The following is a 13,621-nucleotide window of genomic DNA, read 5'->3' on the forward strand; positions in this document are numbered from 1 at the left end:
AATGCTAATTAGCGACGCTAATCACCACCTTTAGGAGGCGCCAGATGCCACCGACCCAAGCAGCAGACGCGGAAGATACCGAGCCCATCGGCCCGGACACCCTGGCCATCGACCTTCGGACCGCGGTCATGAAGACCTCCCGCCGGCTCCGGGTAGAGGCCACCGGCGATGTGATCACTCCGGGCCAGTACTCGGTTCTTGCCCAGCTAGACAGCCGCGGACCGCACACTCCGCGGGAACTCGCCGACCGGGAGCACGTGCAGGCGCCGTCGATGACCCGGATCGTGAACGCCCTCGCAGAGCATGGATTTGTGTCCCGGGCAGCCCACCCGGCGGACGGCCGCCAGGTCCAGGTCAGTATCACCCCTGCCGGGGAGGCTGCGCTGGAAGAAGCGCGCAGCCAGCGGACGGCCTGGCTAGCCCAGCGCGTGGCCAACCTGAGCCCGGAGGACCGGCTCACCCTGAGCCGCGCCGCACACATCATGCAGGAGATGATCGCCCGATGAGTGCCACCTTCCGGGCACTGCGGAACCCCAACTACAGGCTCTGGGCAGGGGGCGCCCTGGTGTCCAATATCGGCACCTGGATGCAGCGGGTGGCACAGGACTGGCTGGTGCTGACCGTCCTCACGGACCATTCCGGGACCGCCGTCGGCATCACCACGGCCCTGCAGTTCCTTCCCATGCTCCTGCTTGGCCCGTACGCGGGCGTCCTCGCAGACCGGCACTCCAAACGTGCGATCCTGCTGTGGACGCAGTCGGCCATGGGCCTGTGCGGGCTGACGGTTGGCCTCCTGGTGGTCACCGGTTCGGCGCAGCTGTGGCAGGTCTACGCAGCCGCCTTGTTCCTCGGCCTGACCAGCGCGATTGACGGGCCTGCGCGCCAGGCCTTCGTCTCCGAACTCGTGGGACAGGACGACATTGCCAATGCGGTGTCCCTGAACTCCGCGTCCTTCAACACCGCCAGGCTCACAGGTCCGGCGATCGCAGGCGTCCTCATCGCCTGGGCGGGAACCGGGCCCGTCTTCCTTCTTAACGCGGCCAGTTTCGCCGCCGTCCTCATCTCGCTTGCCCGGATCCGCGCATCCGGGCCCCCCACCCTGGCAATCCGCGGCAAACACCAGGTTGTTGAAGGTCTGCGCTACGTGCGTCGGCGTCCTGACCTGGTGCTGATCCTCGTCCTCGTGGGCATACTGGGGGCCTTCGGCATGAACTTCCCCATCACCAACGCACTGATGTCCACAGCGGAGTTCGGAATGGGGCCGGGCGAATTCGGGCTCCTGGGCTCCATCATGGCTGTGGGGACTCTGGCCGGAGCACTGCTTGCTGCCCGCCGATCCGGCCCCCGGCTGCGTTTCCTGCTCGGCGGGGCGCTGGGGCTGGGCTTCTTCACACTGATCGCCAGCGTCTCGCCGTCGTTCTGGCTGTACGCCGCGGTGCTGGTCCCGGTGGGACTGGCCTCCCTGACCTTCCTGAACAGCTGCAACACGAGCATCCAGCTCTCTGTGGAGCCACAGTTCAGGGGCCGGGTGCTGGCCCTCTACCTGGCAACCCTGCAGGGCGGAACCGCGTTGGGGGCACCGCTCATGGGCTGGCTGGGCAGCACCTTCGGCGCCCGCTGGTCGGTGGCCGCGGGCGGCGCCGTCGTGCTGCTGGCCGGATTGCTCGCAGTGGCCGTGGTGGTCCGGAAGAACCCGCTGACCTGGCGGCAGCAACTGTCCGCCTCCTTCCCGAGGAAGCGCGAGACCCCCGGGCCGGCCGCGCGAGTCAGCCCTGCGCCGGGAGGGCGTACTCCAGGATAAAGTCGCTCTCCACCGAGGCGCCCAGGGCGAAGGACTTCGTCCCGACCTTGGCGAATCCCGACTTCTCGTAAAAGCGGATCGCCTTGGCGTTCTGGCTATTGACGCCCAGCCAGACGCTTGCCGCGCCCTGGTCCGCGGCCCAGTCCAGGGAGGCCCGCATGAGCGTGAAGGCCGCGCCCCGTCCGTGGTGGTCCGGGTGCACATAGCACTTGCTCAGCTCAACCGAGCGCTTCGCGTCCTGCCCAACGGACCGATGTGCTCCGAGGGCGCGAAGCACATCGGCGTCCGTTGACTGCCGGTCGACGAGCAGTGTGTACCCGTCAAGCCGGCCGTCCTGCTCCAGCACCAGGATGGCGATTTTGCTGTCCGCGAGGTACTCCGCGAATTTTTCCTCACTGAGCGTCCGTTTGAGGTGGAGCCTGATGTCCTCAGGCGAGGCCCCGGGCGGGCAGGCAAGCGGGAACGTGACCGCCGCCAAAACAGCCAGGGCGGCAGCGTCTCCGGCGACGGCCTTCCGGATCATGGAGAAACCCCCTGCCCGAGGAGGGGGAAACCGGCCAGAATCTGCTGCAGATGGATGACTTGCCGGGGAATGAACTCAGCGATGGTGAGGGCGACGACGTCCGCCTCACCGGCGATGTCGGCGACGACGCGGCGCGCCTGCGCGCTGGTCAGGCCGCCCAGATCGGCACCGAGGCCAAGCTGGATCTCGTTCGCGTCGATCGTGTCGACATCAAAGTGGATGGCGACCCGCGAAGCCCCGGTGCCGCGCAGCCACTCGACCAGGGCTGCGCTGTCCGTCCGCAGCTGGGCCGGCGGGAACACGGTGAGCCCCCATTCGTCCGCGAGCGCGGGCAGGGAGTCGTCGGTCCAGTCATGCATTCCGACGAGCGCCACCCGGTCAGGGGAAATCGTCGCCGGCAGCCGGTCAAGAATCTCGCGGTCGCCGTGACCAGTCAGCGCAGAAACCACCATCGCGTGGTATCCCGGATACAGGCTGTCCGCCGTTCCCATGTCAGGGTGGGAGTCAATCCACAGGATGGCGATGTCCTCGCCGTATTTGTCGATCAGCGCCGAGAAGGGCGCCATGCTGACGCCGCAGTCGCCGCCCAGCGTGGTGATGCGCTCCGGGTCGTACTCGCGGATGAGTGCCAGGGCAGCACCGAGCTGTTCCAGGACGGCAGTCTTGGCCTCGACACCGTCCCGCTCCTCGAGCCCGGCATCGTCCAGCCCAACCGGGACCACCGCCGTCGGGCCTTCATGCTCGGGCAACACCGCCTGCAGGATCTTGGTCCCCACCGCATAGCCGCGGCGGGCAACATCGAAGGGGAACTCCGGCGCCAGCGCCCGGACGCTGGAAGTCCCCGCCCCTTGCCACTCGGGCCAAACAAGCCGAAGGTGCGTACCGGGGGTTGGACTCGCAGGGGTCATGGCTGGAGTGTATCGCCGACGGCCGGGTTCTTTGATGCGGCCCGCTGTGACATCCGGACCCTAAGGGGTCAGCGGCCGCCGGTCACCTTGGGCTCGACAGCCCACGCCAGGCGGTGCAGGAAACTGGCAGTCCGGCCCCTGAACGTGGTCCAGGCGGCAGGCCGGGGCGCCGCTTCCTCAACGATGGTCGGGGCTCCGGGCAGGGCGCTTGTGGCCAGGCTTTCAGAGCGGGATAGGAAGAGGGCCATCATGCCGGCGCTTTGCATATTTTCTCCAGAGCGATGTCAAAAAAATTTGATGTCAGGGGTAGTCCGAAATGGCCAGGCGTAAGGCGTCCGACGCCGGCCCTTCAGCCGGTCTGCTGCGCCGCCTCGCGGCCGTGCCCGGCTCCGCCGGACACTCGATCCCCACCTATTATTCCTGATCGGTCAACCGGTTGACGAATCGGCGAGTCGCTAGCGTTAGCCGGGGCGTCAACCTTCGTTGACGCCAAGCGATTCGTCAACTAACGTTGACGGAATGGAGGTGGACCGGTTGAAGACTTTAGTGGGATCCATGGACGGCGACAATCCGGTGAATGGCCTGCAGGCAGTTGCCGAGTTGCACCGGGAGATCGGGCGGGCAGAGGCGGCCCTGGTCCGGCGGGCCCGCCTGGCGGGTTTGTCCTGGGAGGCGATTGCGCACGCGCTCGGCGTCAGCAAGCAGGCCGTCCACAAGAAGTACGGCAAGAGGTAAAGCCAAAGAGCCCCGCATGAACTGATTGAAGTTCAGGCGGGGCCCCCTCGCTGCGGAGAAGTTTTTGTCCAGATGCCGCGGGTTGGAGGCCATTCAGAGGCCATTACGTGGACAAAAACTCCAACAGTCGGGCTGCGTCAGAGCTGGCTGTGCAGGCGCTCCAGCTCCGTCTTGGTGACGGGCAGGACCGTGCCGTGGCGCGGTGCGCGGGGCAGCTCGTAGTTGGTGGACAGCTTCCAGTCGGGGTTTTCGAGGCTGGTGCTTTCCAGCGGAATGTAGCCGCGCCCGCCGAATTCGTCGACGAACAGGTAGTACTTCTCCTCGGTGTTCGACTTGAAGATGGTGGGCCCTTCCACGCCGCCCGTTCCTGCCTTCTTGCCGATGCAGTTGCCCATCAGTGTCCAGTTGCGCGGGTTCGTGGCGGGCAGGTCGATGGCGAGCAGGTCGCTCGATTTTTCCTGCATGATGTCCAGGCAGCCCGAGACCTGCCCCTCGTCCTTGGTGAACCGGTAGTAGGTGTCGCCCTCCTTGATGACGGTGGAGTCGATGACCGAGTTGCCCGGATCATTCCACACCTTGGCCTCGGTGAAGGTCCGGAAGTCCCGGGTGGTGGAGTACATCATCTTGTTGTAGGTTCCGCCGGTGTGGTTGGGGTCGTTCTCCGCGTAGATCTTGGAGGCCCAGTACACGACGTAGGCGCCGATCTTCGCGTCGTAGTGCGCTTCCGGCGCCCACGTGTTGCCCGCCGTGTCCGGGGAGACATTCACGTGCCGCTGCCCGGACCAGGTGACCAGGTCGGTCGATTCCCACACCTCGATGTACTGGCTGCCCTGGCGCTGGGAGGAGTCCCAGCTGGTGCCGCTGCCGATGGAAAGGTCGGTGGCGATCATGTAGAACTTGTCGCCTTCCGGGGAGCGGATGATGAACGGATCGCGCAGGCCCTTGGTGCCGAGGCCGGATTTGAGGACGGGGTTCCCGCCGTTCAGCTCGTCCCACTTGAGCGCGTCGTTGCCGCGGCTGGCTGCCATGTAGATGTTCTCGCCGGCGAGATCGTTGCCGGTGAAGTACGCGAACGCGTAGCCCTCCTTGGCCTCGGCCTTGGGAAGCGGCAGCACCGTGACGCGGAACTTCTTCTTGGCCTTCGCCTTGCCCAGGGCGACGGTTGCCTGCAGGTTGAGCACGGCCGCCTTGCTCCCGTAGGCGGGCCGGGTGACCTCGCCGGTTGCAGTGATGACGGCGGCATCGTTCGACTTCCATTCCACGGCGGTTCCGTGCAGTCCCGCCGTGGGCAGGGTGATGTTCCCGCGGATCGCATCGGCGTCCCACACGTTCAGTGCTGCGGAAGCTTCAGTGACCTTCTGGTCGTCGCTGATGTCTTCCGGCACCGTAACGGTGAAAGATTTCGACGCCGATGCATCACCCGATGTTGCCGTGGCCGAGAGCGTCACGGTGGCGTCTCCGGTTCCGTTAGCCGGGCGGGTGACCGCGCCCTGGGCTGAGACGGTGGCCGGGTCCGACGAGGACCAGGTGTAGGCCGAGCCGTTCGGCCCGGCAGTGGGCAGCTTCAGGCCCGCTGTTACGGCGGAGGTGTCCCCCAGCGACAGGTCCTGCAGGTCGAGGGCAACCCGCTGTTCCGGGGACACGTACCCGAGCTCGCGCACCTCGTCGGCCGAGAGGGCCCGGTTGTAGACGCGGAAGTCGCGGACCTGGCCTTTGAGGTACTTGTCGCCGGCGTAGACGGACCGCCCAAGGTAGTTCGCCGTCGTCGTTCCTCCGCCAATGCTGCCCGGCGTGATGGTGACGCCGGTCTTCCGGGCAACCTCGGTGCCGTCCTCGTAGAGGACGGCGGTGCCGCCGCTCAAGGTGTAGGTGATGGTTTTCCACGCTCCGCGGGCCAGGTCCCGGTTGGCGCTGGTGGTCTGCTCGGTGGCCCAGTTGCCGCTGGCAATCGAGGTCCGGTACGAGTTGCCTGTGGTGAAGAGGTAGCCGTTGCCGGTGCCGCTGGTGGTGTTGCCCATCCCCCAGATGAAGTAGGGGGCGCCCTGGTCCGCGGCGATCTTCACGTCGGTGGATACGGTGATGGAGTCGAGTCCGCGCATGACGTCGTTAGGAAGCCGGACGTGGGCGTTCGTGCCGCCGAGCTGCAGGCCTTCGCCGCCCAGCGGGGTGGCGTCACCGCTGATCACGCCATTGCGGCCGTTGCCGGAGCTGTCCTCCGCCACCGTCCCGGCGGCTTCCGTCAGGTTGTATTTGAGGACCAGTCCGTCGTCGACGGCGGAGTGGGCCGGCGCTGCGGCGACCAGCCCGCCGAGTGCCAGGGCGGCGGAAGCGGCCAGCGCGGCCGCCACCGTCATGGCCGGGCCCGTGCGGGCCCGTGAGTGTGTTGGGAGCATTGAGACACTTTCGTTCGGGCGGCCCGGAGGCCGCTGCTGGGAATTGGAAACAATAGGAGCGGACGACGCCGGACCGGCCGGCTCAGGCGTTCAGCCTGGCCACCAGCGCCTGCGCGCCGCTAACCAGCAGGTCCCGCAGCGACTGGTCGGCAATATCCCGGGTGGCACCATCGGTGTACTGCCCGAGGTAGTGCACCGCTTTGGCCGTGGTCTTCTGGGCGAGGGCCTTGCTGGCCGATTTCAGCCGGGCGCCGAGCACGTCGCCCGTTTCGGCCGTGATCCTGCCGGCTGCGAGCGCCGCGTCCGCCATCAGCTGCAGGTCGTCGATTTCGCCTTCAGGGCTGCCGAACGCCGCCCGCTGGGCCGCGCCGTAAATGCGGTCCGCGTTCGCGCGGCTGAGCGCCCCTTCGGCAACCCATGCGTCCGTCACCTGGGTGACACGCCGGAGAAGCTCCGGCTTGTTGGCAAACGGTGCCGGCTGCCAGACGTCGTCGAGCAACGTGGTCTTGTTGGCCCGCACCGGGTTTGCCACCCCGGAGTCCACGCCGCCTAACACCACTGATGGCTCGGCGCGCCGGAAGTAGGAGTGGAAGGCATCCTCGGTTCCCTCGAGGAACGGCGCCAGTTCGACGCCGGCGAGGGTGAAGTGCAGGGGCTTGCCAGGCACCTGCCCGACGGCCGGGGCGAGATCGCCATTGAGCTTGGCCGACCCGTACAGGCTGAACGGGAGAAGGGCGGTGCGGCCGTCGCGCGCCACGAGGTGCACCGGTCCGTACATGAGGGTCTGCACCGATGGATCGTCCCGGGCCGGCTCCGCGCGGAGGGTGAAGGGCATGTCCACCTCCACGGTGTCCCCGTTCGTCCACGTCCTGGCGATGCTGAGGTAGGTGCCCGGCGTGGCGGGCGCATCGAAGGGGGCACCGTTGACCTTGACGATGAAGCCGGCCGTGGCCCACGCCGGCACCCGCAACCGCAGCTCGAACTGCCCGGAGCCCGAAACCTGCAGCGAGGTCCGTTGCTCGAGAGGGAAGGAGGTCTTCTGGGTGACGGTGACGTTCTTCGCGGCCCAGCGGAGGGTGGACGGAATGTAGAGGTTGACGTAGAGGGCGCTGCCGTCCCCGGCGGTGAAGTAGACGGAATCCTGGTACTTCGTGGCCGACTCAAGGCCGGTACCCTCGCAGCAGGTGGTGCCCTGCTTCGGCGTGAAGTCGCGGACGGCGCCGGGCTGCAGGCCGATGAAGTAGGTAGCCAGCGGCAGCTCCGCACTCTCCTGGTCCTGCTTGGACCCGAGGACCTGGTTGAAAAGCGCCCGTTCGTAGTAGTCCATGTACGCGGGGTTCTGGTCCTTGAAGAACAGCTCGCGCGACAACTTGAGCATGTTGTACGCGCAGCAGGATTCGGCGTCGGTCGCGTTCAGGAATGCGGAGATCCGGTCCCGCTCCTTCCAGAATTCGCCCTGGCTGGTTCCGCCGATGCTGAACATGCGCGCGGGCACCACCATGCTCCAGAAGTTGCGGGCGGCGGTGAGGTACCGCTCCTCGCCGGTGGCGTTGTACATCAGCACCAGTCCGGTGAAGATCGGGATGTGCTGGTTGGCGTGCAGGCCAGCGAGGATGTCTTTGTTCTGGGCGCACGCATCGATGAGGGAATCGAGGTCGAAGTACTTGGCCAGCGCCAGGTGCTCAGGCTTGCCCGTGTGGCCGTGGGTCTCCAGGATGGCCTCCACGATGCCGCCGTATTCGCCGCTCGAGAAGATCCCCCACATGCGCTGCCGGACCGCGGGGGTGAGTTTGCTCAGCCGTGAGTGCATCCAGTCGCAGAGCCCGGCCGCCAGGTCGAGGGCCTTCGGTTCCGCGGTTGCTGTGTAGGCGTCGAGGAGACCCTTCAGGATCTTGTGGGCGGTGTAGTAGGGAGCCCAGACGCGGAGGTAGTCGGGCGTGGTCCTGCTCTCCAGCTCGATGAACTGGGTTTCCGGGTAGGCCGCAAGGAAGCCGGGGTGGCTGGGCAGTCCCCAGGTGCGCCGGAGGGTGGCGTTGCGGCCCTTGCCGGAAGCGTCCGCCAGCACGGAACCGCTGCTCTCGCCGCAGGCGAGGGAGACGACGTCGCCGTTCCCGGCCGAGGTGTCCGACGCGCGGGCTGCCGCCAGCTCCGCGACCTGCGCCGCGGTGAGCGCGGACTGCCAGATGTTGACGTCCTGGTAGGCGCCGGCAAAGGTGGGATCGTTGTACTGCGACCGGCCCAGCCACACGTTGGCGATGCTTCCCAGCAGGGCCGGGGTCAGGGTCAGGGCAGTGTTCTGGCCGGCCTGTTTTCCGTTGACGTACAGCGTTCCGGTCCGGCCGTCCAGGGTGACCGCAACGTGGCTCCACTCGTTGACCGGCAGCGGGGCGGCGCCCACGATGGTCTGCTCACCGCCGGCAAAGTTCCGGGTGATGGCGAACCTGGGCAGGCCGCCGCCGTCGCGCTGGGCGAGGAACGCGTACGTCCTGGTGTCGTTGCCGAAGTCGAAGATCCGTGCCCAGTTCGCCGCTGCCGCCGGGCGTACCCATGCGGCGAAGGTCATGGCCGTCAGCCCGTCCACCGAGCCGGCGGGCAGCTGACCGTAGATATACGCACCGCGGGCGAGGTCGACGGCGGTGCCGGACAGGCGGCCGCCGGTGGCCTGGATGACGGGTTCCCGGCCGAGCGCCTCGCGGCATTCGTGCAGGGAATTCACCAGGTTCCGCAGCTTGGTGCCGAAGACCTCCTCCCCCGTGCCCGCGTAGGCCTGGGCAAGCATGGACATGTGGTGCCCGGTGAAGTGCCCGCGCAGGTTGCCGTTGGCTTCGCCGTCGAGCCCTTCCCAGCCGCCGGCGGGAAGCGGGACCACCCCGGCCACCGGCTGCAGTCCGGCATTGGCACGGAACACATTGAGGTAGCGCCGCTCGTCGTAGCCGCGGGCGAAGTTCAGGATCAGCTCGCGTTTCCGGGCGAACACGCCCGGCCCCAGGCTGACATCGGACAGTTTGAAGGGGTGGAGCGCGGCGGCGGCGAGCGCTGCACCGGCGGCCGGGGCCTCCGCGTTCGCCGCCCCCGCGGCGAGCGATGGCAGCCAGGGCAGGATGGCGGTGGCCGCCCCCAGCCGAAGGATGTTGCGTCTGGAAACGTGATGCGTCATTGGATCTCCTCAGGAATGGTCCGCATAAGGGGCGCGTAGGGGAAAGGCCCGGCTGCGCTATCCAGCCGGGCCCCTCCCGGTCAAAGCCAAGGGCTTTGGGGTGTTGCCTACTTGCGGGAGCCCGCGTCCGCCAGCCGGATGAATGTCACCGACTTCGGTTCGAACTCATACGTGAAGTCGGATCCCGCGCCGCTGAAGGTGCTCGCGGCCGGGGCCAGGTTCTGCCCGTCGGCGGTCTGGGTGAGGGTGGTCACCGCAGCCGAGCCGCTGATGTTGGCCCCGCCTGCCACCTTGATGTCCACGGGCGCCTTGTCGGCGGAGGTGTTGACCACCTTCACGATGGTGTCGCCGGACGTGGCGTCCTTCGTGACCACGGAGTAGACGGGGTCGGCCTGGGTGTCATCCACCGTGCCCCACAGGACGTTGTCCAGGTAAAGCTTGGCCGTGCGTCCGGAGACCTCGATCCGGATGTCGTATTCATGGCCGGTCTGGATCACGGTGTTCTTTTCGATGACGTTCGTCTTGCCGCCGTTGACGGCCTTCTCGACGACGGACTTTGAGTTGTTCCAGCCACCCAGGTTCCACCAGAAGTAGTTTCCGGTGTCCTTGACTCCGAAGGAGACGAGGAAGCCTTCCGAGCCGGCCAGCTTGGTGGCCTTGGTGCTGAGCGTGTAGTTACTCCAGTCGGCGCTGCCCGCGGTCACCATCGTGTTCTGCGCGGTGGTGCTGGACTGCACGTAGCCGCCGTCCTTGATGGACCAGGAACCTGTCCCGTTGCCGGTCCAGGCAGCCGCCGTTCCGGAGAAGTCGTCGCTGAACAGGGTGGCACCGTCCTTGCCGGTCACCTTGACGTCGTCGTACCGTGCGGAGGTGGCCCAGGTGGACAGGCCGATCTTGCCCGAAATCGGCACCACGGTGGAGGCCGGGTTGTCCTGCGTGCTGGGCACCACCTGGGTGCCCACATTGTTCATGAACAGCTTCTGGACCTCGTAGTTGGGGGTGGTCCGGACGGACGTGCCGTTGAAGAACATCATGTCCGGGCTCCACTGCGTGTTGGCCTCGTTGGCGATCAGCGGCGCGTAGGACGCCATCTTGACCACGTCGGCGTTCCGTTCCAGGCCGGTCATGTAGGAGGCTTCCGCCAGGGCGTTGTCCGGCTTGTTCCCCTGAGACGCGTATTCGCCGAGGAACACCTTGTAGCTGTTGCGGTCGTAGGAGTCGTAGCGGTGGTTGTTGTTCAGGAACCACGACGGCGTGTTGTAGTAATGCTCGTCGACGAGGTCCACGCCGGTCTGGGCGTTGAAATTGGCGAGTTCGTCGAATTCCGGGCCCTGGCTGAACGGCCCGGTGTTGCCGATGATCTTGATCTCCGGGTGGGCCTTGCGTACCGCGTTGTAGAACTGCGTGAAGTACTGCTTGAACTCCGGCTTGTACTCCTCGTTGCCCAGCGAGATGCGGTCCAGGTGGTAGGGCGCCGGGTGGCCGTAGGCGATGCGCTTGGCGCCCCATTGGGTGCTGGCGTCGCCGTTGGCAAACTCGATGAGGTCCAGCGTGTCCTGGATGTAGCGGTCAAGGGTGGCCTGGTCCGGGGCACGGTTGCTGTCGCCGCAGCCGGTCACACCCACCGGAACAACCGGCACGGGGGCGGCTCCCATGTCCTCGGCCCACTGAAAGTACTCCATGTAGCCCAGGCCGTAGGTCTGGTTGTAGCCCCAGAAATTCCGGTTGGCCGGGCGCTGCTCCACCGGGCCGATGGTGTCTTTCCACTGGTAGGTCCGGGCTCGCGTGTAGTTGGGGGTCGAGTAGGTGTCGTAGCTTCCGGTGTTGACGATGCAGCCGCCGGGGAAGCGGAGGAAGCCGGGGTGCAGGTCATCGATCTTCTCGGCGAGGTCCTTGCGGAGGCCGTTTTCCCTGCCGTTCCAGGTGTCCTGGGGAAACAGCGACACCATGTCGAGGCGGACCGTGCCGGTGCCCTGGACAAGGGTGGTGAGCCGGCCGGCGCCGGTGGAGGACTTGGGTGACAGGGTCACCTCGTACTTGGCCCAGCGGTCACCCTTGACCTTGATGGTGGCGATGTCCAGCCGGGCGCCTTCGGGCGTCTCCAGCGTCACGGCGAGGGTGGAACCGGACGGGTTTGAGGTGCGCGCCCACACGGAGTAGTTGTACTTTTTCTTCGCCTCGAGCTTCTGCCCGGCGTTCCAGCCGCTGTTGCGCACGCCCACGCCGGCGCCGGTTCCCGCGCCGGCCGCCGTGGCGTCGATCTGCAGGTAGTTCCGGTTGTTTTCGTTGAGCCGGTTGCTGTCATTGACGACGGCGACCGTTCCGTCGCTGCCCCGCTTCAGGGTTTCCCAGCCGGTCATCGGAGTGTAGGTGCGGTTGTCGGCAGAGTTGAACTCAAACGACCGGTTCTGGACGAGCTCGGCGTAGATCCCGCCGTCGGCGCCCTGGTTGATGTCCTCGTAGAAGGCTCCGTACATCGTCGGGTCAATCGATGGACCTGACCCTGCGGCGTTGATGCTGATGGTCCGGTTGCTGCCGGACTCGGCATTGGCGCCCAGGGCGGGGGCCAGCGTCAGCAGCGCGGCCGCCAGGGACCCGGTGAGCACCAGGGTGCAGGTCCGTTTGGCGGGACTTGAGGGTTTTGATGGCATGGAAGGGATGGCCTTTCTCCATTGAACGGTTCGCCGGCGACCGGTTTGAACAGACTGGGTTGATCAGTCCGTGTTGATCTGCTGCGTTGCAAACCGCTTGTTGTGAACGCTAACAAAGTGCCGACCGGAGTCGAGTATTCGACATCTTTTCGCTCTTGTAAAGGGCCTTCTCAAAAATCGACAGGTTATGGATGGCCAGCGCGAGATTGTGACCCGGGCTACTTGACGGCCCAATTGTTAGCGTTCACAATGAGTCGCAGAGCGCATCAGCTCACTTGCAGCAATGGCGGTGTTTCGAAGTCTCCCGCCTGCATGTAACTAACGCTTCCGGGAGGATGTTGTGTTTAAGAAATCCCTTATTGCGGTGGCCGCCGCATCGATGCTGACCCTCACTGCCTGCGGCGGAACGGCTGGCGCCGGCAGTGCTGCCGGCGGCTCCAGCGATGGCAAGATCACCATGGGCTTCGCCCAGGTGGGTGCCGAGAGCGGTTGGCGGACCGCCAACACCAAGTCGGTCCAGGACTCTGCCAAGAAGGCCGGGGTTGACCTGAAGTTCTCCGACGCCCAGCAGAAGCAGGAGAACCAGATCAAGGCCATCCGCTCCTACATCCAGCAGAAGGTCAGCGTCATCGCTTTCTCTCCCGTGGTGGAGTCCGGCTGGGACACGGTGCTGAAGGAAGCCAAGAACGCCAAGATTCCGGTCATCCTGACGGACCGGGCCGTGGATTCCTCGGACAAGACGCTCTACAAGACGTTCCTCGGCTCCGACTTCGTCGAGGAAGGCAAGAAGGCCGGGGACTGGCTGGTCAAGGATTCCAAGTCCGCAACGGACACCGTGAACATCGTCGAAATCCAGGGCACCACCGGTTCCGCACCTGCCAACGACCGCAAGGAAGGGTTCGCCGAGGCCATCAAGGCTGACCCGCACCTGAAGATCATCGCCTCGCAGAGCGGCGACTTCACCCGCAGCGGCGGCAAGCAGGTCATGGAGGCCTTCCTCAAGAACAACGCCGACATCGACGTCGTCTTCGCGCACAACGACGACGAGGGCCTCGGCGCCATCGAGGCGATCGAAGCCGCCGGCAAGGTTCCGGGCAAGGACATCAAGATCGTTACGATCGACGCCGTCAAGGACGGCATGACCGCGCTGAGCAACGGCAAGATCAACTACATCGTTGAGTGCAGCCCCATGCTCGGTGACCAGCTCATGGATCTGGCGAAGAAGGTTATTGCCGGCGAGAGCGTGCCGGAGCGCGTCGTCACCGAGGAGACGACCTTCACGCAGGAGCAGGCCAAGCAGGTTCTTGCCAGCCGCCCGTACTAGGCCGCGGCGCCCCTGAACGTCCGTGGGGCGGCGGGTGACCCCCCCCCCCCCCCACACCCAAAAACAGAAAAAAACCAGGATTTAACAAAAACGTCCCGGCGTCGAGATTAACCGCAAAACGAATTTATT

The 13,621-nt window shown here is 66.0% G+C and carries 10 protein-coding genes; 4 read left to right on the forward strand and 6 right to left on the reverse strand.

The window, feature by feature from the left end:
* The first annotated feature begins 44 nt into the window (after window positions 1-44).
* Window positions 45-506, forward strand: coding sequence for a MarR family winged helix-turn-helix transcriptional regulator (locus ACFRAU_RS01610; protein WP_377998508.1), 462 nt, complete (start codon window positions 45-47; stop codon window positions 504-506).
* Window positions 503-1,801 (forward strand): MFS transporter, encoded by a 1,299-nt coding sequence (locus ACFRAU_RS01615; protein WP_377998509.1) that lies wholly within the window; start codon window positions 503-505, stop codon window positions 1,799-1,801. Before ACFRAU_RS01610 ends, ACFRAU_RS01615 begins: the two co-directional genes overlap by 4 nt.
* On the opposite strand, the gene ACFRAU_RS01620 is transcribed toward ACFRAU_RS01615, so the two are convergent.
* The 3 genes from ACFRAU_RS01620 to ACFRAU_RS01630 all read right to left on the reverse strand — a co-directional run bounded on the left by ACFRAU_RS01620 (window position 1,767) and on the right by ACFRAU_RS01630 (window position 3,483).
* Entirely contained in the window at window positions 1,767-2,324 is a 558-nt protein-coding gene (locus ACFRAU_RS01620) for a GNAT family N-acetyltransferase (protein WP_377998510.1), read from the reverse strand. The two genes, ACFRAU_RS01615 and ACFRAU_RS01620, sit on opposite strands and share 35 nt — an antisense overlap.
* The gene (locus ACFRAU_RS01625) at window positions 2,321-3,232 is read right to left on the reverse strand and encodes an arginase family protein (RefSeq protein WP_377998511.1); all 912 of its coding nucleotides are present in this window, start codon (window positions 3,230-3,232) and stop codon (window positions 2,321-2,323) included. Before ACFRAU_RS01625 ends, ACFRAU_RS01620 begins: the two co-directional genes overlap by 4 nt.
* Before the next feature lie 68 nt (window positions 3,233-3,300).
* Window positions 3,301-3,483, reverse strand: coding sequence for a hypothetical protein (locus ACFRAU_RS01630; RefSeq protein ID WP_377998512.1), 183 nt, complete (start codon window positions 3,481-3,483; stop codon window positions 3,301-3,303).
* Window positions 3,484-3,751: 268 nt separating this feature from the next.
* Here ACFRAU_RS01630 and ACFRAU_RS01635 point away from each other — a divergent pair, with 268 nt between their 5' ends.
* Window positions 3,752-3,967 carry an AsnC family protein gene (locus ACFRAU_RS01635; RefSeq protein ID WP_190605760.1) on the forward strand — a complete coding sequence of 72 codons (216 nt, stop codon included), beginning with the start codon at window positions 3,752-3,754 and terminating at the stop codon, window positions 3,965-3,967.
* Between the two features lie 137 nt (window positions 3,968-4,104).
* Here ACFRAU_RS01635 and ACFRAU_RS01640 read toward each other — a convergent pair whose 3' ends face one another.
* From ACFRAU_RS01640 to ACFRAU_RS01650, 3 genes are all read right to left on the reverse strand, one after another.
* Window positions 4,105-6,360: an immunoglobulin-like domain-containing protein gene (locus ACFRAU_RS01640; protein ID WP_377998513.1), complete on the reverse strand. Its 2,256-nt coding sequence runs from the start codon at window positions 6,358-6,360 to the stop codon at window positions 4,105-4,107.
* An 82-nt stretch (window positions 6,361-6,442) separates the two neighbouring features.
* Window positions 6,443-9,517 carry a beta-L-arabinofuranosidase domain-containing protein gene (locus ACFRAU_RS01645; protein ID WP_377998514.1) on the reverse strand — a complete coding sequence of 1,025 codons (3,075 nt, stop codon included), beginning with the start codon at window positions 9,515-9,517 and terminating at the stop codon, window positions 6,443-6,445.
* Between the two features lie 107 nt (window positions 9,518-9,624).
* Window positions 9,625-12,168: an alpha-L-arabinofuranosidase C-terminal domain-containing protein gene (locus ACFRAU_RS01650; RefSeq protein WP_377998515.1), complete on the reverse strand. Its 2,544-nt coding sequence runs from the start codon at window positions 12,166-12,168 to the stop codon at window positions 9,625-9,627.
* Between the two features lie 340 nt (window positions 12,169-12,508).
* On the opposite strand from ACFRAU_RS01650, the gene ACFRAU_RS01655 reads away from it, so the two are divergent.
* Window positions 12,509-13,492, forward strand: a complete 984-nt coding sequence (locus tag ACFRAU_RS01655; protein ID WP_377998516.1) for an ABC transporter substrate-binding protein — start codon at window positions 12,509-12,511, stop codon at window positions 13,490-13,492.
* The last annotated feature ends 129 nt before the right edge of the window (window positions 13,493-13,621 follow it).

It is taken from the genome of Arthrobacter sp. NPDC056691 (assembly GCF_042791415.1).
Classification (GTDB): Bacteria; Actinomycetota; Actinomycetes; order Actinomycetales; family Micrococcaceae; genus Arthrobacter.

Coding starts and splice junctions, on each gene's coding strand:
- ACFRAU_RS01630 (WP_377998512.1), bottom strand. CDS start 3,483: ATGATGGCCCTCTTCCTATCCCGCTCTGAAAGCCTGGCCACAAGCGCC.
- ACFRAU_RS01610 (WP_377998508.1), top strand. CDS start 45: ATGCCACCGACCCAAGCAGCAGACGCGGAAGATACCGAGCCCATCGGC.
- ACFRAU_RS01635 (WP_190605760.1), top strand. CDS start 3,752: ATGGAGGTGGACCGGTTGAAGACTTTAGTGGGATCCATGGACGGCGAC.
- ACFRAU_RS01615 (WP_377998509.1), top strand. CDS start 503: ATGAGTGCCACCTTCCGGGCACTGCGGAACCCCAACTACAGGCTCTGG.
- ACFRAU_RS01640 (WP_377998513.1), bottom strand. CDS start 6,360: ATGCTCCCAACACACTCACGGGCCCGCACGGGCCCGGCCATGACGGTG.
- ACFRAU_RS01620 (WP_377998510.1), bottom strand. CDS start 2,324: ATGATCCGGAAGGCCGTCGCCGGAGACGCTGCCGCCCTGGCTGTTTTG.
- ACFRAU_RS01625 (WP_377998511.1), bottom strand. CDS start 3,232: ATGACCCCTGCGAGTCCAACCCCCGGTACGCACCTTCGGCTTGTTTGG.
- ACFRAU_RS01645 (WP_377998514.1), bottom strand. CDS start 9,517: ATGACGCATCACGTTTCCAGACGCAACATCCTTCGGCTGGGGGCGGCC.
- ACFRAU_RS01650 (WP_377998515.1), bottom strand. CDS start 12,168: ATGCCATCAAAACCCTCAAGTCCCGCCAAACGGACCTGCACCCTGGTG.